Consider the following 21,417-nt stretch of genomic DNA (forward strand, 5'->3'; position numbering starts at 1 on the left):
CGGGACACTCCCGACAGATCGTGAGCGCATACGCATGGGTGTCGCATACGCAGCGCCCTGGCTCACACGTCGCCAGCGCAAAAGCGTCGAATTTTCAGGCACTTGGCATCCAGTGGGGCCTCCGTCGGGGCTTTGGCACAGTTCTCGCACCAAGACGTTCGCATGTCGCGCCGTCGCTATCCGACCACCGCCGCGGGATAGTGCGGTCGCGACTTGCGTGCATCAGTTAGCGCGCAGCACTGCCTTGATGTCGTCCGATCAAGTTGAACATGGCGCGCCGCATAGACCCGATTCGGGTGCATTTGGATGCTCAACTCAATCATTGGAGTCCCCATGAACGCGAAAACTATCGCCGCCCTTTTGGTTGCATGCTCAGCATCGCTGGCTGCGCCTGCTTTCGCAGGCGCCTACGTACCTGCATCCGACTGTCGCTCAGACAGCGGAGCGACAGCAACGCACGGCGGTCAAACGATGCCGCGGCCCCACGGCAGCATGGTTCACAAGAACCATGGCGGCGTCAGCGTCAGCGTGTCGGTCCCGTCGCAGTCCGCCAAGCGCGCCCCGGGGGGCGACTCCATCGATGCCATGTATCGCGGAGGTTGATGTGCCCGAGGCAGCACGCGAGAAACCTCGCACGCTTATCAGTTCCCTCGTCGAAGCACGTCATGGCCGGGGCGTGGCGGACATGCCGATCTTTTTCGGAGGGTGACAGGCAGCGCTCCTAGGAGATTGTGCGGAGATATATCGACTCGTCCGGCATCGCATTCGAAGTTTCGGTTATTGGCTATGGGCAGCGTGCCGGAGAACGGGCGCTTGCGGGTGCCGCCTGATGAGGCTAACTGACGAAGATGCGCTTCCATCGCATATTGCAGCCTCTGGCTCTCCAGATTATTCGCCACCTGCCAGGCCGAGGACTGACGCACGTACAGGATCGCCTTGCGAGCCAGATGTTGCGGCAAGATTTTCTCACTCATTGTTCGCCTCCCCGCAAAGCGCGTCCGAGTCCCGACGACCGTTGACGACGAGAACCAGCAGATTTGCCAGTAGCCGTGTCAATTCCTCGCGCACGGGTGCTGGCACTTGCTCCCACGTCAGCCCGTTCGGTTCGGCCAGAAATAACGTCAGCTGGCTGGCGTTTGCTAACGATAGGTGGTTGCGCATCAGTCTCTCCTTGAGGAGAAGACTGAGCTTGCCTGATTTCTTCCGAACGCCGAGACGGCGACACCCGAAGCAAATCCTGAACGGCTCGCAGCGCTTCCAAGTCGACATGTGCAACTTCGCGCAAACACTTCGTCGCGCAAGCGGCCGCATCCAGCATCCATCTCGGTACTTCGATGAACTGGCCTTCCGCGGCCCGCTCGTCGAGAGCACGCCAATACACGTATGCCGTACGAGCTCCAGTCGCCTTACGCACAACAACCTGTTTTCCGTGCCACGGATGCCACGGATACATCACCGTCCGAGTTTTCGACTGTTGTACCGTGGGCTTTATGTAGGCAGCTTGCAGAAGCCGCTGCCATCCCAGCCGAGAATCTTGACCCGGTCGCGGCGACGGTTTCCAAACACGTAAAGCGAGGAGTCCATCGGGTTCAGGCGCATCGACTGCTCAACGAGTATCGACAGGCTGTTCATGCCGTACCGGAAATCGACGGCATCGCGGTGCAGGTACACCTTCAGATTCGCGTCGAACCGGAACACGGCACTCTCCCAAGCATCTGGACCACGGTGGCCAGTTCGTCTATGGTCGCGTCCGCGATATCAAACTCGACGCCGTTCGGCAGACGCACGTGCAGCGCAAGCGTCATGGAGGGCGATGAGGGCATAGGCGCTCTCGCCAAGGCGCTTCCTTCGGGGAGCAACGCCGGCGGCGCCGAAACGACGGGGACGAATGCAGATGACGTTCTCGTGGGTGATGCGGCCTTGCACGGACCCAGAAGGTCGATGGCCACGCCATCGATCACTTCTGCCGCAGGCGCCGTCTCGTGATGCTCAGCAACAGGCTCCTGTGGTGCAGGCGAGATGCCTTTCTCCCGCTCCAGCAGGTATTTTGTGATCCATTTACGTAGCAGATTGGCATTGATCCCGTGTTCCTGAGCCATGCGCGCGACGGAAACGCCGGGTTGCAGCGCGGCCTCGACCAGCGTGCGCTTACCTTGCTCGTCGTAGCGACGCCGGCCATCACGGCTCTGTCGTACGACTCTTAACTCTGAGTCTTTGTCAGCCATAGGTGTCCACCTCGAATAGGTGGACGCCTATGCTCCTCGCTCCTGGCGATCACTGCCAGACGCTAAAGATGGACCGCTTGCCGATAAACTCGGTGCCGTCAGGGGTGTGCCCACGCCGGCGTCTGTCTGGATTGTCTTGAAGGGCCAGCCCTGATTGAACCCAAACTGCAAGGTGGCGCGGCGAAACAAGTGGCCATCCGAGATTAAGCTTCAGGGCCGTTTAAAAACCAGAAGGCGCATTTCCACTCGCTGACAAAGCTCACCTTGCTGGTTCATCGTGTCGCTGCGGACTGTCGCGATGCCGCGGTCGGGTTTGGAACGCGACGGCGCGATCTCCAGGACGGTGCTGACGACGTGCAGGACATCGTTCGGGCGAGTGGGTCTTGGCCACGCGATTTCGCCGCTCGCACCAATAATGCCACCCGCAATCGGCAGGCTCTGAACGAGAAGTTTCATGGTGATCGCTGCCGTGTGCCAGCCGCTCGCTGCAAGCCCCGCAAAGAAGGAGCGTTGAGCAGCTTTCTCGTCCAGATGGAAAGGTTGGGGATCGAACTGTCGCGCGAAGGCGTGTATCTGGTCGACATCGAGTTTATGCTCCGCGCTTTTGTACACCGCACCCACGGCGAGATCTTCCAGATACAGAGTCTCTGATTTCATGCGTTACTCCTGAAACGTTTTATTCGCTGATATTGGCTCTTCGAACGCCCCTTCTGTGGTGACGTTCGACCTTGATGGTGCTATCCCTATCCGAAGGATAGTCTTGCGCGGAGAATCCGAGAGTGGCCCGGGGGCCTCGCCGCTAGCGACTTCGAAGCCGGTCGCACTGCCTGCCCATTAGCTTCGTAGCGGCCGCAGACCCGCTCGAACTTCCTGCGCGAGTAGCAGGGGCTCCTCCCAGGCGGCGAAATGGCCGCCCTGCTCAGGCCGGTTGTAGTAGATGAGGTCGTGGTAAGCCTGCTCTGTCCAACTGCGCGGTGCCTGATAGTTCTCCCCGGGGAACGCGCTGACGGCGGCCGGTACGGAAACATTCGCAGCAAGGAGGTAGTTGAAGTGGGCCGTTTTCCAATAGAACCGGGCCGCCGACACGCCCGTATTGGTCAGCCAGTAAAGCGTGATGTTATCGAGGACGTCGTCGCGTGTTATGGCACCGGCTGGGTGCCCGTTGACCGCGTGCCCTAGCACGGCCGACTTGATCGGTGCCGCCGGCTGGCCATAACCATCGCCGTGGTCGAGCAGCCAGCCTGCCAGCGCAATGGGAGAATCGGCCAGTCCGTAGAGGCTTTGCGGGCGAGTCGCCATCTCGAACGCGTAGGCGCGCCGCTTCTTGAAGTTGACGCTCAATTGCTCATACGCGAGCCTCTCGTCGGACGATAGCCCTGCCGGTGACGGGTTCCCGCCCTGGACCGCCTTGAGGACATCCGGCGGGACCGCCGCCGGGAAATTGACGTGGATGCCCAGTAACTGAGGGGGCGCCTGTTTGGCCATCACATTCGACACAACACTTCCCAAGTCACCGCCTTGCGACGCAAATTCCGTATACCCAAGACGCTGCATGAGCGTGACCCATGCGCGCGCGGTACGCTCCGGACCCCAGCCGGTCGTCGTGGGTTTGCCTGAGAAGCCATAGCCCGGCAAAGAAGGAATGACCAGATGGAAGGCGTCGGATGCGCTCGCGCCATAGGCGGTGGGATTGACGAGCGGATCGATGATCTTGAGTTGCTCGATGATCGAACCGGGCCACCCGTGCGTGACGATCAGCGGCAAAGCATTCTCATGCTTCGAGCGCACGTGCATGAAATGAATGTCGAGCCCGTCGATCTCAGTGACGAACTGCGGCAGAGCGTTCAAGGTCGCTTCGCATTTGCGCCAGTCGTAATCGGTCGCCCAATAGTGCGCGAGGCCCTGAAGCGTCGCGAGTTGCACGCCTTGCGAGTCATCATCGACGGTTTCCCGCTCCGGCCATCGGGTGGCCCTGATGCGTCTTCTCAACTCTACGAGCAGCGACTCAGGAACCTGCACGCGAAGACGGAAAATTGCCTCCGTGCCGCTGCCCGCCTGTGGCTCGAGATCCGTGATACCGCGGATCGTGTGCGCGGACACAAGCGGGCTCAGTGATTGCGCCGCTACGGCTGCCGCGGCGAGGGTCACGAATTGCCGGCGGGATGTCGATTGAGGGATAAGCTTGTCTGTCATGCGAACTCCAGTTGACAATTAGCCTGGCGCAGAGCGCGCGAGGCCTGAAAGGGGAGAACCGGCGTTGAGCCCCCGTGGGAGTGTCGAGGCGCCTGGTCCATGCGGCGCATCCCCGAGGCGCGACGAATCGCAGCCTCACGTGCCGAACCGCGCAACCATACGTAACAGCATGGCCCCGACCATGACCATGCCCGGGGCGAGATAGCCGGCATGGAGATGGACACGGGTCAAGAAAGAGACCGCAAATATGATGGCGAGTATCCACACGCCCAGCAGATGCAGCTTTTTCCAGTTTTCCGATCCGATAACGCGCGCCGGCGTTGCGAACGACGTAGCCGTCAGCAGCAGAATCATCAAATAGCCGATGAAGCCCGGTATGTTCGTCGCTGGCGTACGGCCTACCCAGAATGCCTCGGGTGCCGTAGTGAAGTAGATGATGAGCGCCAATGCATGCAGAAGCTGCGACGCGGCAAACGACAATCCGATGTAGCGACGCTCTCGTGCCAGCGCGCTGGTGGGCACCGACGGCAGCAGTTTTACAAGCGGGCCGGCCATGAAAACGGCGAGGAACAGCACAAAGGACGTGCGAGCCGTCGCACGCACCACATATTGCAACGATCTCACCCAGTCCGGCGCCAGTGCGAAGGCCACCACTGCAAAGAGAGAAACACCTACGGTAAGTACACCGAAAAGTTTCCAACGTGTCATTTGGATAATCCGAACAATATTTGTCGATTGCCGGCCACGATCTGGCGATTGCGAGAGACGCCGGCTTTCGGGCCTGCATCGGTACGGTGGCGCGGCCGGCCAGACGCGCGCGCAGCGTCTGGTTCAGTGACTACGCGGCCCAAATCCTGAGTAGGAGCGCAACTGGCTGATCTGAGGCCGTGCGAGAAAACCGGATTTGACCAATGGAAGCTCTGACAGGAGTGCCGCGAGGCGAATTTCGTCATCGGCCTCCGAAATCATGCAGGCGCCACCTTCTGCTCTCAGCCATATCTGGCGCACGACTCCCGAGGCGTAGAGCCGGCGAACATACTCGGCTTCCGCCTCGACGTCCTCCTTGGCAGGGGACATCGAGGACGCGTTTTCCGAACGGGAAATGATCACGAGGTATTGCATTTTGCTCTCCTGGGAAGGCGTTGCGCTCCGGCTATGAATTCCGTGTGAACAAATCCGGAACTCAGTGCTGGGAGGAATGGGTCATTTCAGCCTGAAGAACGGCACACCCGCTCCTCTTGCATCCTCCGAGGCATCGGTGGATGTGGTCACTGGGCAGCTAATTCGACGTCTGACCAAACCATACATCACCTATGTTTTTCATAGCAACAGATTTTTTCTGTCGTGCAAACCTCACCTGATGCGCGGCTAATTTCTGGAGACTACGCACGTAGCACTCAGGAATTCAAGTTTTTAGCTTGACACTATGTTTTTCATATCTACAATGCAGTCACAGGCAAACTTCATCGCCAGCTGAACCGGGTTCGCGAGCGGCACAGGTGTCCGTGTAAAACGCAGGCCGTGTCGGGACGCAGGTTCGATGCCCCACTTCCGAAGGAACGCAAATGACGCCCGTCGCCTACGACACCAATTCGACTGCACTGCTGTTCGTCGATCCCTATAACGACTTCCTCTCGGAGGGCGGCAAAGTCTGGCCCTTCGTCAAGGACGTCGCGGCACAAGTCGGACTGCTCGACAATCTTCGGGCCATCAACAGCGCCGTCCGCCGTGCCGGGATACAGGTCGTGTATGTCCCGCACCGCCGGTGGCAGCCGGGGGATTACCAGTGCTGGTGTCACCCGAGCCCCAGCCAGCGCAAGATCATGGACGGTCATCATTTCGCCAGGGGCGAGTGGGGCGGCGAGTGGCATCCCGACTTTGCGCCGCGACCGGGCGACGTCGTGGCCCTCGAACATTGGGGCTCGAGTGGCTTTGCCAATACGGACCTTGATTTCCAGCTCAAGCAGCATCGCATTACGCACGTGGTTCTCGTCGGCCTGCTGGCCAACACCTGCATCGAGGCGACTGGCCGTTACGCAATAGAACTCGGTTACCACGTGACCCTCGTGAAGGATGCAACGGCCACGTTCCGTCAGGAAATGATGCACGCGGCACACGATCTGAATGGGCCGACCTTTGCGCACAGTATCGTCAACACGCGCGAGCTCATCGATGCGTTGCCAACGGCCTGAGCTGACTCCGTGACGCATTCGTCCGCATGGCGTGTTGCCGCCTGACTTGCTGGACGAGGCCATCAGGCTTCCGACGATTTGGTCACCGCCGCGATGCCGGATCCCCTTACCCTCTGGACGACACCCATGATCTCCCCGCGCCAGGTCTTTCTGATGGCTTTGTGCTGCGCGCTCGCCGTCTCACCCATCTACTACCACCAGCCGCTCCTGCCACAGATCGCGTCGACGTTCGGCGTGCCGTCCGCTCGCGGGAGCCTGATCGCCACGCTGACCCAGCTTGGCTACGCAATGGGACTGCTGCTCTTCGTGCCGCTCGCAGACGGCGTCCAGCCGCGCACGCTGGCGTCGCGGGCCATCATGGCGAATGCGATGGCGCTGATCGCCTGTGCAGCCGCACCGTCCTTCGCCACCTTGAGCGTTTGCAGCTTCCTCGTCGGAACGACTTCAATCTCGGCGCAAATCATCATTCCGGCGGTCTCCGGTAAGGCCACGCTTGCCGCACGCGGGCGAGTGGTCGGTTCGCTGCTGGGCGGGCTATCTTCGGGCGTCCTGCTGGCACGCACGCTAAGCGGCATCGTTGGCGCACTGTGGGGCTGGCGCTCGATATTCGTGATCGCCTCTGTCATCGATATAGCACTCCTGTTCGTCATCAGGAAGTTGCCCATGTCGAACACACTCGTGGCTATCCGCTACCGCGAGTTGATGCAGTCGCTCGCTGGTCTAGTGCGAGAGGAGCGGCTGCTACGCGTCTCGGCGGCGATGGGCTTTCTCGTGTTCGCCGCCTTTAGCGCGCTGTGGGCAACACTCGCGGTGCTGCTCGCCCGACCGCCCTATCACTACGGTCCTGCCACCATCGGCGCATTCGGACTGATCGGGCTGGTCGGCCTTTCGGTATCACCACAACTCGGTGCCGTTGTCGACCGGATGGGCTCCCGCCACATCGCGACCGCCGGCGCACTAACGGTTCTGATTGCATTCGCGTTTGTCGCAGCGGGCGGCCGCAGCCTCGTATGGCTGATCGTCGGCATGGTGTTGCTGGATCTGGGCAACCGCGCGAGCTTTATCGCCAACCAGGCCCGCATCTATGCGCTGCGTCCCGAGGCCCGCAGCCGCCTTAATACGGTTTTCATGGTTTCGTACTTTCTGGGTGGCGCGGTCGGTGCGGCGTTTGGCGGGGCCGGCGCCTTGCGCGCCGCCTGGGTTGGCCTCGCCGCGGTCGGCGTGTTGCTCTCGCTCGCGGCCGTTGCCGTCAATTCGCTCGCTTTCGGGCGGCCCAGTTCAGCCATTGTCGACGGGCAGGTTTGACCCGAACAACCGGATGATTCGCACGCAGGTTTGGTGGCTTCGACGTAGCACAAGCCGCCGAAAGACAATTTACTCAGGAGAGTCTGATGTCATTCAAGGCACTGCTCGCAACAAAGCCGCACGACGCGGTTTCGACGCGCATCGTCAATTTCGACGACCGGGATCTCATGCCCGGTGACGTCACGATCGCCGTGGAATATTCAACGGTTAATTTTAAGGACGCGCTCGCCATCACGGGACGTGCGGAGATCATTCGCGAGTTTCCGTTGGTCGCGGGCATCGACCTGGCCGGCACCGTCGAGGCATCGGCGTACCCCGGTATCTCGGTCGGCGACCGTGTCGTCGTCAACGGGTGGGAACTCAGCCAGAGTCATCACGGCGGGTTTGCGCAGAAGGCGCGCGTCAAAGGCGAATGGGTGGTCAACCTCCCAACCGCCTTTTCTACCATGGACGCGATGGCGATCGGCACCGCCGGATACACCGCCATGCTCTCCGTCCTGGCGCTCGAACATGCCGGCCTCTCGCCTCAGCGCGGTGATGTCCTCGTTACTGGCGCGAACGGCGGCGTCGGCTCGATTGCGATTGCACTGCTGTCGGGACTCGGCTATCGCGTCGTCGCATCAACCGGACGCCTCGAAGAGGCCGATTATCTGCGCAACCTTGGCGCGGCGGAGATCATCGACCGGCGCACGCTCTCGGAACCGGGTGCACCGATCGCCCAGGAACGTTGGGCCGGTGCCGTGGACTCCGTCGGCCATCACACGCTCGCCAACGTGCTGGCCCAGACGCAGTACCGCGGCGTGGTTGCCGCCTGTGGCCTCGCGCAAGGCGCCGGCCTCCCCGGTTCGGTGCTGCCCTTTATCCGACGTAACGTGACCCTCGCGGGCATCGATTCCGTCAACGCCCCGCAGGCAGTGCGCGTCGAGGCCTGGTTGCGGCTGGCGCATGACCTCGACCTGGACAAGCTTGGCCGCGCGACGACCGTGGTCGGACTCGCCGAGGTTTCCGCGATTGCTCACCAGATCCTGGAAGGCAAGGTTCGGGGACGTACCGTCGTCGACGTCAATGCGTGAATGCCCTTTCGTCACTCGTCTGCAGAGACCGGGCGCACAGCAGCAATCTTGATTCAGGAGTTCAGCGTGTCCGCCGTTCCTTCTTCATGCCTCCGGTGCGAAGCTTCGTCGCTCGATGCCCGTGCCCTGTTCGCTACGTTTGCCGGGCTCTGTGGAAGTCTGGTCGCCATTGGTCTGGCGCGCTTCGCCTACACACCGCTCATCCCCTCGCTGATCGAGGTGCACCGGTTCACATCCCCATAGACCGTCGCGCTCGGAGCGGCGAACTTCGCCGGCTACCTGATCGGCGCAATGGCGGGACGCCCGCTCGCTGCGTGGCTGTCCAACCGGTCCACCTTGCGGCTCCTGATGGCGGTCGTCACGATCGCGTTCTTCGCGTGCGCCTATCCGGTGTCTGTGTCGTGGTTCTTCTTCTGGCGCCTGCTGTCGGGCATCTCTGGCGGCGCGATCATGGTGCTCGTCGCGACGTCGATCCTCCCGCACATTCCTGCGCCGCGCCGTGGCTTCGCGAGCGGAATAATGATCTTCCTTGGCCTCGGCCTTGGGGTTGCGGCATCGGGCACGCTGATTCCGCAACTTCTGCACAAGGGGTTGCGCGACACGTGGCTTGGCCTCGGCGCGCTCGCACTCTCGCTCACGGCCTTGAGCTGGTTCGGTTGGCCAGCGACGAATCCTTCCGCGCCACAAGTCGCCCCGGCGCACGGGGCCGATCAGCAGCAGGCTCGCGCTGCGCGTCCTCTACGCACAATACGCGGCTAACGCGCTCGGTCTCGTGCCCGTGGCCGTGCTGCTCGTCGACTACGTGGCCCCGGGGCCTCGGCCGGGGCGCAGCTGTTGGTGCGAACTACTGGGTGTTATACGGTCTCGCCGCCATCGCCGGCCCGATGCTCTGCGGCAACCTCGGCGATCGCATCGGTTTCGGTCCGGCCTGGCGCGGCGCCCTCGCATTGCAGGCCATTGCGGTCGGGGTGCTCGCGAAGACGGGCGATCCTTTCGTGTTCGGGGTCGCCGCAGTGGTCATTGGCGTATTCACGCCCGGAATCGTGCCACTGGTGCTCGGGCGCATTCATGAGCTGGTGCGTGACAATCACCTCGAACAGCGCGCAGCCTGGAGCCGCGCGACCACGGCCTTTGCACTCTTTCAGGCGCTTGGCGGCTATGGCTGCTCGTATCTGTTTTCCCGCTTTCACGATGACTACGCGCTCGTCTTCCTGTGCGGTGCGGGCGCGCTCACCCTAGCCTTCCTCGCCGACGTCATCATGCAGGCTCGGCGCACAGAGCAGCATGAGCGCTAGCGCGGGAGGGATCACCCAGACCTGGCCTTCGCGGCCCGATACGCCTCGCGTCTTTTCTCGCGCTCCTTTGCAAACGTCGGGCTCAAGGCCGCGTCGAGATCGCTCCGCTCTACGTATTCGCCGCAAGACGGGCAGATATAGTCAAGCCCGACCTCGTGCCCACACACCCGATGCATAAACCGTACGGCGACTTCCTCGCCTTTGCTCTTGCACCAGGTTTCACCCCATGTACGCAGCGCCTGGATCACTGGATAGAACGCCCGCCCTTTCTGCGTGAGATGGTATTCGTACCGTACCGGCCTCTTCTGATACGGTTGGCGCTCGACCATCCCGTCTGCTTCCAGCGACTTCAGGCGCGTGGCCAGCATTTGTGGCGTCGCCTCCGTCTGAATCTGGATTTCCTCGAACCGGGTCGCCCCCATGTACATCTCGCGCAGGACAAGCGTTGTCCACTTGTCACCGACAACTTCCGTCGATCGCGCAACCGGGCATACCGTGGCCATTACCTTCTCTCTACGCTTCATTTCGCCTCCGCAGAACCTCTTTTTTTCATAGTAACACGAATTCGTATCCCTCGCATACACGGCTGACCGAGTCACCCTTTGTCCATTCAAAACCTGACACTGGTTATGGATACGACGCTTAGACTTGTTTCTATGATATTCATATCTATAATCGATTCGTGTGACGTCCGCGCGCGCAAGTCCGCGCAGACGAATTGCGCAGCCGGGCTCCGGTTGCGACACGCCCGGCCCAACCCCCCTTTCCGGAGAACACGATGTCTGCCCTTATCTATCGCGCCGAACACACTGGTCTTTTGCTGGTCGACCCTTACAACGATTTCCTGTCGCATGGCGGCAAGATCTTTCCGATGATCGAGGCAGTCGCCAACGACGTTCGGCTTCTCGACAATTTGCGCGCAGCGGTGAGCGCCGCACGCAAAGCTGGCATCCAGGTGTTCTACGTCCCGCATCGCCGCTGGCAACCTGGCGATTACGAAGACTGGGACCATCCGAATCCGACGCAACTGATCGTGCAGAAGCGCCAGTCCTTCGCAAAAGGGACGTGGGGCGGCGAATGGCACCCCGATTTTGTTCCCTTGGAAAACGACATCATCATCCACGAGCATTGGGCGCAAAGCGGTTTCGCCAACACGGACCTCGATTTCCAGCTCAAGCAGCACAAAATCTCGCACGTCATCGCCGTTGGCCTGCTCGCGAACACCTGCATCGAATCCACCGCGCGATTCGCAATGGAACTCGGCTATCACGTGACGCTCGTGCGCGACGCGACCGCCGCCTTCTCGCCGGAAATGATGCGAGCCGCCCACGAACTGAACGGACCCACGTTTGCCCATTCGATCGTCACGACGGCCGAATTGCTGACAGCACTGCCGGCATAGGTGTTATGCCGACGATGACGGACTCTAGCGATCAATCCATTAGCAACAACCCATGAAGGACTCACCCATGATTACCATCTGGGGATGGTGATTGACTATCTATGGATCGTCACTGACAGACCTGCGAGTTCAATTCAAGCTGGGTCTGATGGGGCGAGGCCGGAGAACAGCGCGAAGGATTCCTTCACGAATGCGCGAACGGCGGGAGAAAACTCCCGTCGCCTGCTGGCCATTGCGAGATGACACGGATACACGAAATCCGCGATGGCCCGATAGCAAATTCCCGGCTGTGTGAAGTTGCGCATCGATTCCGGGACAACGACCACGCCGTAACCGGCCGATGCAAGACTGATCGCGGCGATGAAGTCATGAACGCGATGTTCGAGAAAAGGAACGAAGCCTCCCGCTAAGCCCAGCGCGGTGAGCACCTCGCTGAATCCTCCGTCGTCGTCGAAGTGGGGGGAAATAAAACGCTGATCTTTTAGCTCGCTGACCGACACGTGGTCGCTTACCGCCAATGAATGATCCTCGGCCATCGCGACCAAAAGGGATTCGGTCTGTACGATCGTGGCCACGATCCCCGCCGGATGTTGGCGCCAGGGCCGCACGATACCCACATCGATCTCGCCGCTGACAAGCGCCTCGAACTGACGCGGAGTCTCCATGGCCAGGACCTCGATTCGCACGTCGCCGTGCGTGATCCGAAACTGACGCAGCATCCTCGAGAGCACGCCGCTGCTCACGCCGGATGCGACCGATCCAATCCGCACAACCCCGGCGAGGCCTCTGGCCGCCAACCGGCCGACCTGATCCGCACGCTCGATATGACGTAGCGCCGCAACCGCTTCGGCATGGAACAAACGCCCCGCATCGGTCAGCGTGACGGGCTGTCGCTTGTTGCGGTTGAGGAGACGAACGCCCATCTCGTGCTCAAGGCGTTGAATCTGGGCGCTGAGCGCAGATTGCGCGACGTTCAAGCGATCCGCTGCCTTGGCAAAGTGCAGATCCTCCACCACAGCAACGAAGTATCGCAGTTGACGGGCGTCGATCATTTAATCTCCAGGAGCGAATAAACATTCGCGCAATGCGTCTGGATGATATCAAAGAAGAGGCATCAAATAGAGCCCTGAAACAACAGGAGGACAACATGGACGCACTGACCACCAACCCTGGTTCCATCACGCACCGGCAACCGCTTTTCCGCTTGTCGGCGCATCCCACCCATCACCGCATCATGAACGTGACGGTTGACCCCAACGCGCTGGCCGGATTCCTGGCGGACGTACGTGATATTGACGTCCAGAATCTCGAGTATGTCCCGTTTATGCGCCATCACCTTGCCGATCTGCTGGTCGAGCGTCTCGGCGACGACTTTGCCGACATGCTCGTCGAACTGGTCAAAGACCGTCGGCACGGCGGTTTCACCATCGGCCTCCAGGACCTTTCGCAAGACCCTTCTGACTTCGTTAAGTTCGGTACGGCCATCGGTCATATTCTCGGCCCGAGCAATCACGATGCGATGTCGGGAACGTACTACGCTCGCTTCGTGGTGAAGCACACCGACAACAGCGACTCGTATCTTCGTCAGGCATACCGGCTTTTTACGATGCACACCGACGGCACGTACGTGAGCGACGCAACGGACTGGCTGCTGATGATGAAATTCGCAGAGCAAAACGCGGTCGGCGGCGAATCGCGGTTTCTGCACATCGACGACTGGGAAGAGCGCGATCGCTTCGTCAATCACGAGTTCGGAACCAAGCCGTTCTTCTACAAGGGATCGGATTCCAAGAACGTCAGCGAACAGATCGAGCGGCCGCTGTTCTTTCAAAGCGAATTCGGTCTGTCGATCTCGTTCATCGACCAGTTCGTTCAGCCGTCCAACCGCGAGGAAGCGGCATTTCTCCGCGCACTGTCGCGGTCGATGGAAGCATCGGCCGGCACGAAGGAAGTGTCCTTGCCGGTCGGTGGTCTGGTGGTGCTGAACAACTTTTTTTACCTCCACGGTCGCGCGCCATTCCAGCCGGACGAATCGCTGGTCCGCGAGTTGATGCGCCAGCGCGGCTCGTTTGCGTAGTGATGTCATCCGCTCTCTGGCGTGATCGGGCACACCGACCGCCGAGGGCCAACGCAGCGATTTCGATGTAACAGTGAGACGGTGAAATGAACGACTACGCAGAACACGTGAGCGTGCACGAGACGACACCTGTCGGGCGAGTTGAACAAGCGGCTTACGGGGTCAAGCAACATCTCCCCCGGCGGCTGCGCCAGATCCTCTCGCTCGCGGACTTCGAGCGGGCGGCACGGCGCGTTCTGCCGCGTCCGCTCTACGGCTATATCTCCGGCGCAGCGGAGGACGGAATGTCGATCGCGGCGAATCGGGCTGCGTTCGAACGCTTGAAATTCCGCACAAGAGTGCTTGTCGACGTGTCTCATCGATCGCAGCAGACAACGATCTTCAACCACACCTACTCGTCTCCGTTCGGAATCGCTCCGGTCGGAATCAGTGCCATCTCGGCATATCGGGGCGACATTGCGTTGGCCACGGCCGCGATGGATGAAAATATCCCTGCGATCATGAGCGGCTCCTCGCTCATTCCCATGGAGGTGGTGCAGGCGGCAGCGCCTGGCACCTGGTTCCAGGCTTATCTACCCGGCGACGTCGCGCGCCGCGACGCCCTGATCGAGCGTGTCAAGGCCGCTGGCTTCGCTACGCTCGTCCTCACAGTCGACATTCCCGTTTGGGCGAATCGCGAAAACAACGTGCGTACCGGTTTCTCGCTGCCGTTGCGACCATCGCTGCGTCTTGCGATGGATGGCATTTCCCACCCACGCTGGCTGCTTGGCACTTTCGCCCGGACGTTGATCAATCACGGCATGCCCCACTTCGAGAACTCGTTCGCGACACGAGGGGCGCCGATGCTGTCCGATTCGGCGGTACGCGATACCGCCGGTCGCGACCATCTGTCATGGTCCGACATCGCAAGCATTCGTCAACGTTGGAACGGCAATCTGGTCATCAAAGGGATCCTTCACGCGGACGACGCGCAGCGCGCACTCGCGATTGGCGCGGACGGGATCATCGTGTCGAACCACGGTGGGCGCCAACTGGACGGGGCGGTCGAGCCGCTATCCGTGTTGCCGCAGATTTGTGATGCCGTTGGAGACAAGACCGTCGTCATGCTGGACAGCGGGATCCGGCGAGGGGGAGATGTTCTGAAGGCGCTCGCGCTCGGCGCACATTTCGTATTCGCCGGGCGCCCGTTCATGTACGCCGCCGCGGTGGGCGGCGCGTCGGGTGTTCGACATGCGATCAGCCTTCTCAGGGACGAAGTCGACCGAAACATGGCGATGCTCGGCAAGGTAGCGATTGGCGAGATCGATCGCGCAATACTGGCCTGAACGGCGCGTTCCGACCGGATCACGTGTGACCCTGCCGGTGGACGAAAACACCAACCGCCAATAAATCAGGATTCCGCATCCAGTGGACTTCAAGAAACTACCAGTCTTGACCGCGAGCCCCCGGCCCATCGACGGCGGCCAGTCCAGGACGGGATCTGCCTTGACATCAACGCATCATATTTGTCCGCTCGCCCTCAGTGACATGACACTAGCCAGAATGTCGCTGACAATGAAATACCACTGCGTAGGCAATATTCCGGCGGTGCCTGCGTCCGACTCCTGCATGAATGGAACGATCACGACCTGGCCACAATCCTGATTGTCTATGATGGCGCCCGCCAATTGGGCGCCCAAGCGATCGACGTAGCCGAACAGTTGTTTCCAGTCCGCGTGGCGTACGCCGTTTTTGGTAAAGCCGGACATGGTCGCCTTATTCGGATAGTCAGTGTCGAAATAGTTCGCCTGTCTCGGCCTCGGGTGAAAGTAAATGACCACGCTCGACCAATTGACCTTGACCTGTCCTGCAGGCACGACGACTCCGAACCAGTTTGGACTCGTTTTGTCTGCATCTTGGCCCTGGAGCTCGTACAACAGGGCGGAATAACCCACCATTTTAGAGGCGAAGGAGAACGCCGGCTTGGAGGTATCTGTCACCTCCGAACCGTTGCTGGCGAGAAGCAGTTTGTTATAGCTTTGAGGTCCCACTCCCCGGGTGTAGAGGGCCAGTGGGGCGCCAAACACGGGTTGAAGCACCGTTTGGTTCAAAACAGCAGTGAACAGCCGCTCGCCGGTTGGAACAACGTTATCCGCGCCCCCTTGAGCGGGATCGTCGCTGCGCGCCGCATCCAGAAACATAAAATCGCGGATCAAGTGATGCGCATAGACGAAGCTGCCGACCACATCCTGATTGTCGTTTCCCAAGTCGCCCCCGATGGCGCTATTGCTTGCGAGAGGCGGTAGCGGCGGTATTTCACCCAGAGTGGACTGATTCTGATAATCGCTCCAGCGGGAGACATCTGCGGGAATCGTGACGCCGGTATTGTAGTCGAATTGTGCCACCGTTTTTTGCTGGTAATAAAGCCGCCTCTGGACGGTCGGCACGACGATAAAGCCTGAGGGGTCGGGCGCGCCGGCCCCCGTTTGGCTCGCATCGCTGTTGAAGTTCCACACGCCCGCGAGCATCTCGCTTAGCACACCCTGACCCTGACTCTCATTATTTACAAACGGAGTGAGATATGCGCCCGCATTGCTGATTCCCGCGAGGATGACGCGTCGCAATTTCGGCGTCGTGCTGGAACTGGAGCTCGAACTGGACGAGCTGCTGCTCGACGAAGACGATGAACTGCTGGGACTAGATGACGAAGACGACGAACTGCTGGGACTCGATGAAGAAGACGACAAACTGCTGGGACTCGATGAAGAAGACGAACTGCTGAGACTTGACGAGGACGACGACGAACTGCTGGGACTTGATGAAGAAGAAGACGAACTGCTGGGACTTGATGAGGACGACGACCTGCTGGGACTCGATGAAGAAGAAGACGAACTGCTGGGACTTGACGAGGACGACGAACTGCTAAGACGCGAAGAAGAACTGCTGCTGGAACATGGTGGCTTGCACGGGACGCACGGCGGCGTGCAGCAGACCTGCGTCGGCGAGCACGGCGGATAAGGCGGGTAAGGCGGAAAAGGGGGATACGGCGGGAAAGGTGGATACGGTGGATATGGCGGACAAGGCGGCGTGGAGCCACCTTGGTGCGCTCCGTCCTTGCACCTGCCGATCTCCTTCGTCAAACACTCGATTTCGCGGCAGAGCACGTCGATGAGTCGTGCGCGATCCGCTCGTGAGTTCTCGTCGCCGAGCCATGACGCTAGACTTTCCGTCATCCGGATGAGTTCTTCCCGCAACGCGTGCTCCCGCTCCTCCGCGTGCAAACGTTCGTTCTCCCGTTTGCGCTCCCGCTCTCGACAGGCGTGCAGTTCGCACCTCGCGTCCGCCAGCGCGCATTTCAGCCGCTCTGCCTCAGCGGAGAGCGAGCGTCTGTCATCACGCCAGTCCCTGCGCGAATCGTCGCATCGTTCGCGGAGCGACGGTTCGCTGACATTAGCCGAGTCCAGCCGCAGCCGGTCTAGTTCGTCCCGGAGCCGTTCAATCCGGCGGCGCAGATCGGACTCGAACGGTGCGTCGTCATACGACATGTCATGTCTCCTGTTGCGGGTACACGGAAGGAATCCGGTTTCCTCGATTGCCCGTTCATTCCCAGACATCGTTAGCAAAGGTTGGACTGGACGCGCTTGAGATCGCGATCAGCCAGTGCCACGAGTAGGTTGAAGTGCACTCGCAGACGGCGATGACGAAGAACTGCTGCTCGAACTCGGCGGCTTGCATGGGGCACATGGCTGCTTGCACGAAACGCACGGCGGCGAGCAGCAGACCTGCGTCGGCGGGCACGGCGCGCACGGTGGATAAGGCGGATAAGGCGGGAACGGCGGATACGGGGGAAATGGCGGATACGGAGGGAATGGCGGATAAGGCGGACATCCACAGGATGGTAAGCAATGCGAGCCTTCGTTGCACTCGTGCACGCTTCGCGCCAGGCGCTCGACCGACTCGGCGAGCGCGCACAGCGCACGGTCCGCGCGCCGGTCGGCCTCATGCTGCGCATCGAGGCGACGGCGCAGATCGATCAGCGCATCGACAAGCGGATCGTCATGGCGTGGGGCTTCGCCGTGATGCCATTCGTGGCGCAGATCGGCTAGCTGCTGGCGGAGATCGTCGATGTCGTCGCGTAGATCGCGCAGCGAATCCCGCCGATCATCGTCATTGCATTGCGCGGGCATGGCTGTACCTCCGTGAATACGGTCAAGGCGCCCATACCCTTACGCAGGCTAAACGCACGCCCAGAGCCACTCATCAAAATCCTAGCAGTTCCACGTGCGAATGCTAATATTTCGACAATGCAAAGGCGGCCTTTAGTGTCTGGTTTGCCTGCACGCTATCCACGGTTTTCCTACCAGGCCGCAGGAGACCTCGCGTGAAAAATCCGGATGACGAACAACAACAAGGGAGTGGCTGCGTTCCGTGCGACCCGGCCGCTCCAGCGGCATCTCATCCGGTCACGTTTGCTGCCCCATATCCGCCCTTCCCGCCGTATCCGCCTTACGCTCCTTACCCGCCCTATGCTCCATACGCACCGTACCCACCGCGCGTTCAACCGGTTTGCGTCGTCCCTTCGGAGGCCGAACCATGCGAGTCCGACACGGAACGTGAGAATGAGTTGCAAACGGGCGAAGGTGAACCATGTGGTGAGTCGGGGCCGCTTGTATTTCCAGCGAGCATCCAGGTGCTGCGTCCGGATGATTTGCTGGTCCTCATGTTGCGCTTTTCTGGCTTCGCGTTCCTGGAGAATCCGCCGCGTCTTGACCGTACCGCGAGCGACTCCTATATAGCCGTAGAGTTTCCGCCGCAAAGTTTTGGAGAAGAGGCGTTCCTGCAAACGATAGGGCAAGACGCCGAGGCCGCCGGCCAGCAGGAAGTCACCGCCGACAAGAATTATCCGCCGCAGAACATTGCCGGCACTGAAGACGCCGTGCCCGTCGTTCTGCCGGTTGCGCGCGTCCGGATGGCCGCAGCGAGCCGGATCGTCGTGTCGATGCCCGACGAGCAATCGAGCATCGCATTCGATTTGCCGACGATTCTTGGGGCGCTGCGCGACTGGCCCATGCGGCGCGCGAGCGGCGCAGTCCCGGAACCGTCTGGAGGGCAAATCAGCTTTGACTGGATGGGGAAGCTGGTCCGCGATCCAGCGCTCGTCAGCCTGAAAAATGAGACATCCGGGTTCCTGAGTCAGCTCGCCGGCAGCGCGCCGGAGAACGCAGCGTCGCTCACCAATGCGATCGCGCAATCCGGGATACAGCTCGCGCAACAGGCGGTGAGCATGTTGTCTGGCGCGTCGACGACGTCTGGCAATGAATCCGCGCACGTCACTGCGGTATTGCGGCAAAATCTTCTGAGTTCGGCGGCCGCGCTTGAACAGCAGTATCCGGCCCTGCGCGGTGATGCGGCGCGCACGGCCAGCCTGACCGCTCTGTCGATGGCCGCGCTGGAGTCGTTCAGCGTGTTCGGTCAGGCAAGCCCAGGCGCCGTCATGCGCTTACCCACGCTGCCGTTCTTCACGTTGCTGCTCGGACCTCAGGAGCCGCCAGACAGCGTGACCGCGCTCGAACTGCCCTACCGGGTGATCACATCGCCACTCGAACCGGCGCGGTGGGCGCACAGTATCACGCCAGTGACGCGAAATGGTCACACAGAGTTATGGCATACGCGACTGTCGTCTGGTTCATCAGGTACCGGTCCCGGCGCGCCTGGCCGCATGCGCGCGATCTGGTCGCCCGACTATAGGCCGCAGTCGGAACTTCCCACGCTCTACCAGGTGATCAGCTTGCCAGGCCCTCCGCCCGGCCGTCCCAATCCAGATGTGATCCGTATGAGCCTGGATCCGGTGGACCGCTCGATGCTCGTTACGCTGATGGCGGGCTTCGACGCGACGCCGAGCAAGGGCAACAGCTACAGCCCGATCGGCAGCGAGGCCAAGCGGCTGCATCTGTCGGCGCTTGGTGCGTTGCTCGACGCAGAAGGCAACTGGGAGGTCAGGCCAGAAGGTATCGACCTCGAGCAGTGGCGACATTTGGCATCGCTTGGGCGCGATCACTATGTGCGTGTTGTGTATGCCGGCTTTCTCTGTCCGTTTGGCCACGCGGCCTCGCTCGTCAAGGTGACCGAGCGGCGCTTCGAGCCGCTCGGCAAAGATGGGCCCGGGCGCATCGCTGTGTTGCGACAGCGATTCTTCCTGCTTGTCCGTCAGCAGCGACGGAGTTACGACGGCACGAATTCTCCAAATAACGGGCGAGACTTCCCGTTCACGAGCGTCGAAATCCTGACGCGCATCACGCCCGACCTGATGGACCCCGGAGTAGTTGGCACCGCGAGTCACGTGGCGGCCGATCCGACGGCCGGTGATCCCTACCAGAACCCAACCATCGAGGCGCGCATGCTGTTCTGGCCGATGGTGCCAACGAGCGACCCGAACAACCCGGCCGACGTGATGTTCGACATTGCGGCGACGGATCTGGTGGGCAACCGCGTCACCTTCTCGATGCCGCTGATGTTCGTCGGCGATCCGGCAAACCAGAACACCAACACCACGAGCAACCTGATCGCGGCCTACAACGCCGCGCAGCCCGAACCGAAGTTGCGCACGTCGCTCGGCGGCAGCGTGGTGGCCTACGCACCGGGCACCGACGCAGACAAGGGTGACACGAAGCTCCCCACGGCCGATATCACGCTGCACGCCGGCCCTGTCACTGTCCATGACAACACGAACCCGAATTTCTATCCGCAAATATATCGGGCGAACGTGGGCATCAAACCCGTGCAGAAGTTGCTCGGCAAGCCCGGCTTTATTTCTGAGGTGACCTATCCGAAGTTTTATTCCGAGAACGGCTTTGACGCCACCGCCAACGCCGGACAGGTCTTCCTGCAGTTCACGAGCTCGCAGGCGCTGAACTTCGGTGGAGGTACGGACCAGGCGAAGAGCGATACGCTCGGCGCGCTGGCGAGTCCGCAGATGAATCTGCTCGGCCTGTCGAAGCTCGCCGGTCCGGTGGCGGGGAAGACCGCGAGCACCGCAGACCAGGTCCTCACGGCTCTCGGTAATGTGAAGGACTCAACGTTCGACCCGACAGACTTCTTCAACAACGCGACGCTGCTCGGCGGGATCGACCTCGGCGCGATCGTGCAAAAGAGCGCTTCTCTTGCGGGCGAGGAAGTCCCGAAGATTCTATCGCGGGACTTCCCGGATCGCGTCGAAGCGAGCTTCGACTGGAGCACCACGGTGGTCGGCAGCGATCCTGGTGGATTGATCATCCCGCGCGCCGACCCGAGCGGACCGGACACGCGGCTCGTGATGAGTGGCATCGTGACCACGCCGATTCAGTCTGCGGCTTCGCCCACCATTCAGGCGAGTGCGACGTTGAACAACTTCAAGGTCAACCTCTTCGGCTTCATCATCCTCTGGTTCGAAAAGCTCGAGTTCAACGCAAAGCGCGGGCAGAAGCCCGACGTCTCCGTACAACTGCGCGACGGCCAGGACGCGGTGACCTTCGGCGGCCCGCTCGAGTTCGTCAATGCATTGCGGCAGGTCATTCCCGGCAACGGCTTCTCCGATCCGCCGGCGATCCAGGTGACGCCAAGCGGAATCGGCGCTTCCTATTCGTTGACGCTGCCCACGATCGGAGTCGGCGTGTTCGTGCTGTCGAACGTATCATTAG

General features: G+C 61.0%; 20 protein-coding genes and 2 pseudogenes. 10 read left to right on the forward strand and 12 right to left on the reverse strand.

Annotated features, from left to right (window positions below; translation table 11 throughout):
• Positions 1 to 641: 641 nt before the first annotated feature.
• From AB3X96_RS39090 to AB3X96_RS39125, 8 genes are all read right to left on the reverse strand, one after another.
• The gene (locus AB3X96_RS39090) at positions 642 to 974 is read right to left on the reverse strand and encodes a hypothetical protein (protein WP_368593968.1); all 333 of its coding nucleotides are present in this window, start codon (positions 972 to 974) and stop codon (positions 642 to 644) included.
• Positions 967 to 1,161, reverse strand: coding sequence for a hypothetical protein (locus AB3X96_RS39095; RefSeq protein WP_368593969.1), 195 nt, complete (start codon positions 1,159 to 1,161; stop codon positions 967 to 969). Before AB3X96_RS39095 ends, AB3X96_RS39090 begins: the two co-directional genes overlap by 8 nt.
• 327 nt (positions 1,162 to 1,488) lie before the next feature.
• Complete coding sequence (gene tnpB, locus AB3X96_RS39100; RefSeq protein WP_368593970.1) at positions 1,489 to 1,698, reverse strand: IS66 family insertion sequence element accessory protein TnpB; 210 nt, start codon at positions 1,696 to 1,698, stop codon at positions 1,489 to 1,491.
• Complete coding sequence (locus AB3X96_RS39105; RefSeq protein ID WP_368593971.1) at positions 1,674 to 2,225, reverse strand: transposase; 552 nt, start codon at positions 2,223 to 2,225, stop codon at positions 1,674 to 1,676. The genes tnpB and AB3X96_RS39105 overlap by 25 nt, the downstream gene beginning before the upstream one ends.
• A 210-nt stretch (positions 2,226 to 2,435) precedes the next feature.
• Complete coding sequence (locus tag AB3X96_RS39110; RefSeq protein WP_368593972.1) at positions 2,436 to 2,882, reverse strand: MaoC family dehydratase; 447 nt, start codon at positions 2,880 to 2,882, stop codon at positions 2,436 to 2,438.
• Positions 2,883 to 3,059: 177 nt separating this feature from the next.
• Positions 3,060 to 4,418, reverse strand: a complete 1,359-nt coding sequence (locus AB3X96_RS39115) for an epoxide hydrolase family protein (RefSeq protein ID WP_368593973.1) — start codon at positions 4,416 to 4,418, stop codon at positions 3,060 to 3,062.
• Between the two features lie 135 nt (positions 4,419 to 4,553).
• Entirely contained in the window at positions 4,554 to 5,126 is a 573-nt protein-coding gene (locus tag AB3X96_RS39120; RefSeq protein ID WP_368593974.1) for a ferric reductase-like transmembrane domain-containing protein, read from the reverse strand.
• A gap of 123 nt (positions 5,127 to 5,249) precedes the next feature.
• The gene (locus tag AB3X96_RS39125; protein ID WP_368593975.1) at positions 5,250 to 5,540 is read right to left on the reverse strand and encodes a muconolactone Delta-isomerase family protein; all 291 of its coding nucleotides are present in this window, start codon (positions 5,538 to 5,540) and stop codon (positions 5,250 to 5,252) included.
• 443 nt (positions 5,541 to 5,983) lie between these two features.
• Between AB3X96_RS39125 and AB3X96_RS39130 the strand changes: the two genes are divergently transcribed.
• The 4 genes and pseudogenes from AB3X96_RS39130 (at position 5,984) to AB3X96_RS39145 (ending at position 10,283) form a co-directional block, all read left to right on the forward strand.
• Complete coding sequence (locus AB3X96_RS39130; RefSeq protein WP_368593976.1) at positions 5,984 to 6,610, forward strand: isochorismatase family cysteine hydrolase; 627 nt, start codon at positions 5,984 to 5,986, stop codon at positions 6,608 to 6,610.
• Between the two features lie 78 nt (positions 6,611 to 6,688).
• Positions 6,689 to 7,915 carry an MFS transporter gene (locus tag AB3X96_RS39135; protein WP_368593977.1) on the forward strand — a complete coding sequence of 409 codons (1,227 nt, stop codon included), beginning with the start codon at positions 6,689 to 6,691 and terminating at the stop codon, positions 7,913 to 7,915.
• Positions 7,916 to 8,001: 86 nt separating this feature from the next.
• On the forward strand, positions 8,002 to 8,988 hold the full coding sequence (locus AB3X96_RS39140) for an MDR family oxidoreductase (RefSeq protein ID WP_368593978.1): 987 nt from the start codon (positions 8,002 to 8,004) through the stop codon (positions 8,986 to 8,988).
• Positions 8,989 to 9,039: 51 nt separating this feature from the next.
• Positions 9,040 to 10,283: pseudogene (locus AB3X96_RS39145) on the forward strand (YbfB/YjiJ family MFS transporter).
• A gap of 11 nt (positions 10,284 to 10,294) precedes the next feature.
• Here the strand turns inward: AB3X96_RS39145 and AB3X96_RS39150 are convergent.
• The gene (locus AB3X96_RS39150) at positions 10,295 to 10,786 is read right to left on the reverse strand and encodes a winged helix-turn-helix transcriptional regulator (protein ID WP_368593979.1); all 492 of its coding nucleotides are present in this window, start codon (positions 10,784 to 10,786) and stop codon (positions 10,295 to 10,297) included.
• 275 nt (positions 10,787 to 11,061) lie between these two features.
• On the opposite strand from AB3X96_RS39150, the gene AB3X96_RS39155 reads away from it, so the two are divergent.
• The gene (locus tag AB3X96_RS39155; RefSeq protein WP_368593980.1) at positions 11,062 to 11,685 is read left to right on the forward strand and encodes an isochorismatase family cysteine hydrolase; all 624 of its coding nucleotides are present in this window, start codon (positions 11,062 to 11,064) and stop codon (positions 11,683 to 11,685) included.
• A 134-nt stretch (positions 11,686 to 11,819) separates the two neighbouring features.
• Here the strand turns inward: AB3X96_RS39155 and AB3X96_RS39160 are convergent, their stop codons facing one another.
• Positions 11,820 to 12,737, reverse strand: coding sequence for a LysR family transcriptional regulator (locus AB3X96_RS39160; RefSeq protein ID WP_368593981.1), 918 nt, complete (start codon positions 12,735 to 12,737; stop codon positions 11,820 to 11,822).
• Between the two features lie 32 nt (positions 12,738 to 12,769).
• On the opposite strand from AB3X96_RS39160, the gene glaH reads away from it, so the two are divergent.
• Both glaH and AB3X96_RS39170 read left to right on the forward strand, forming a co-directional pair.
• Entirely contained in the window at positions 12,770 to 13,762 is a 993-nt protein-coding gene (glaH, locus tag AB3X96_RS39165; RefSeq protein ID WP_368593982.1) for a glutarate dioxygenase GlaH, read from the forward strand.
• 86 nt (positions 13,763 to 13,848) lie between these two features.
• On the forward strand, positions 13,849 to 15,087 hold the full coding sequence (locus tag AB3X96_RS39170) for an alpha-hydroxy acid oxidase (RefSeq protein ID WP_368593983.1): 1,239 nt from the start codon (positions 13,849 to 13,851) through the stop codon (positions 15,085 to 15,087).
• A gap of 174 nt (positions 15,088 to 15,261) precedes the next feature.
• Here AB3X96_RS39170 and AB3X96_RS39175 read toward each other — a convergent pair whose 3' ends face one another.
• Complete coding sequence (locus AB3X96_RS39175; RefSeq protein WP_368593984.1) at positions 15,262 to 16,365, reverse strand: hypothetical protein; 1,104 nt, start codon at positions 16,363 to 16,365, stop codon at positions 15,262 to 15,264.
• On the opposite strand from AB3X96_RS39175, the gene AB3X96_RS39180 reads away from it, so the two are divergent.
• On the forward strand, positions 16,352 to 16,759 hold the full coding sequence (locus AB3X96_RS39180; RefSeq protein WP_368593985.1) for a hypothetical protein: 408 nt from the start codon (positions 16,352 to 16,354) through the stop codon (positions 16,757 to 16,759). The genes AB3X96_RS39175 and AB3X96_RS39180 overlap by 14 nt on opposite strands.
• A 582-nt stretch (positions 16,760 to 17,341) precedes the next feature.
• On the opposite strand, the gene AB3X96_RS39185 is transcribed toward AB3X96_RS39180, so the two are convergent.
• Positions 17,342 to 17,647: a hypothetical protein gene (locus tag AB3X96_RS39185; protein ID WP_368593986.1), complete on the reverse strand. Its 306-nt coding sequence runs from the start codon at positions 17,645 to 17,647 to the stop codon at positions 17,342 to 17,344.
• Here AB3X96_RS39185 and AB3X96_RS39190 point away from each other — a divergent pair.
• Together AB3X96_RS39190 and AB3X96_RS39195 are read left to right on the forward strand one after the other, a co-directional pair.
• On the forward strand, positions 17,647 to 17,847 hold the full coding sequence (locus AB3X96_RS39190) for a hypothetical protein (RefSeq protein ID WP_176106370.1): 201 nt from the start codon (positions 17,647 to 17,649) through the stop codon (positions 17,845 to 17,847). The two genes, AB3X96_RS39185 and AB3X96_RS39190, sit on opposite strands and share 1 nt — an antisense overlap.
• 584 nt (positions 17,848 to 18,431) lie before the next feature.
• A pseudogene (locus AB3X96_RS39195) lies at positions 18,432 to 21,417 on the forward strand (hypothetical protein); the annotation flags it as partial.

Source organism: Paraburkholderia sp. BR13439 (genome assembly GCF_040948805.1).
Lineage (GTDB): Bacteria > Pseudomonadota > Gammaproteobacteria > Burkholderiales > Burkholderiaceae > Paraburkholderia > Paraburkholderia youngii.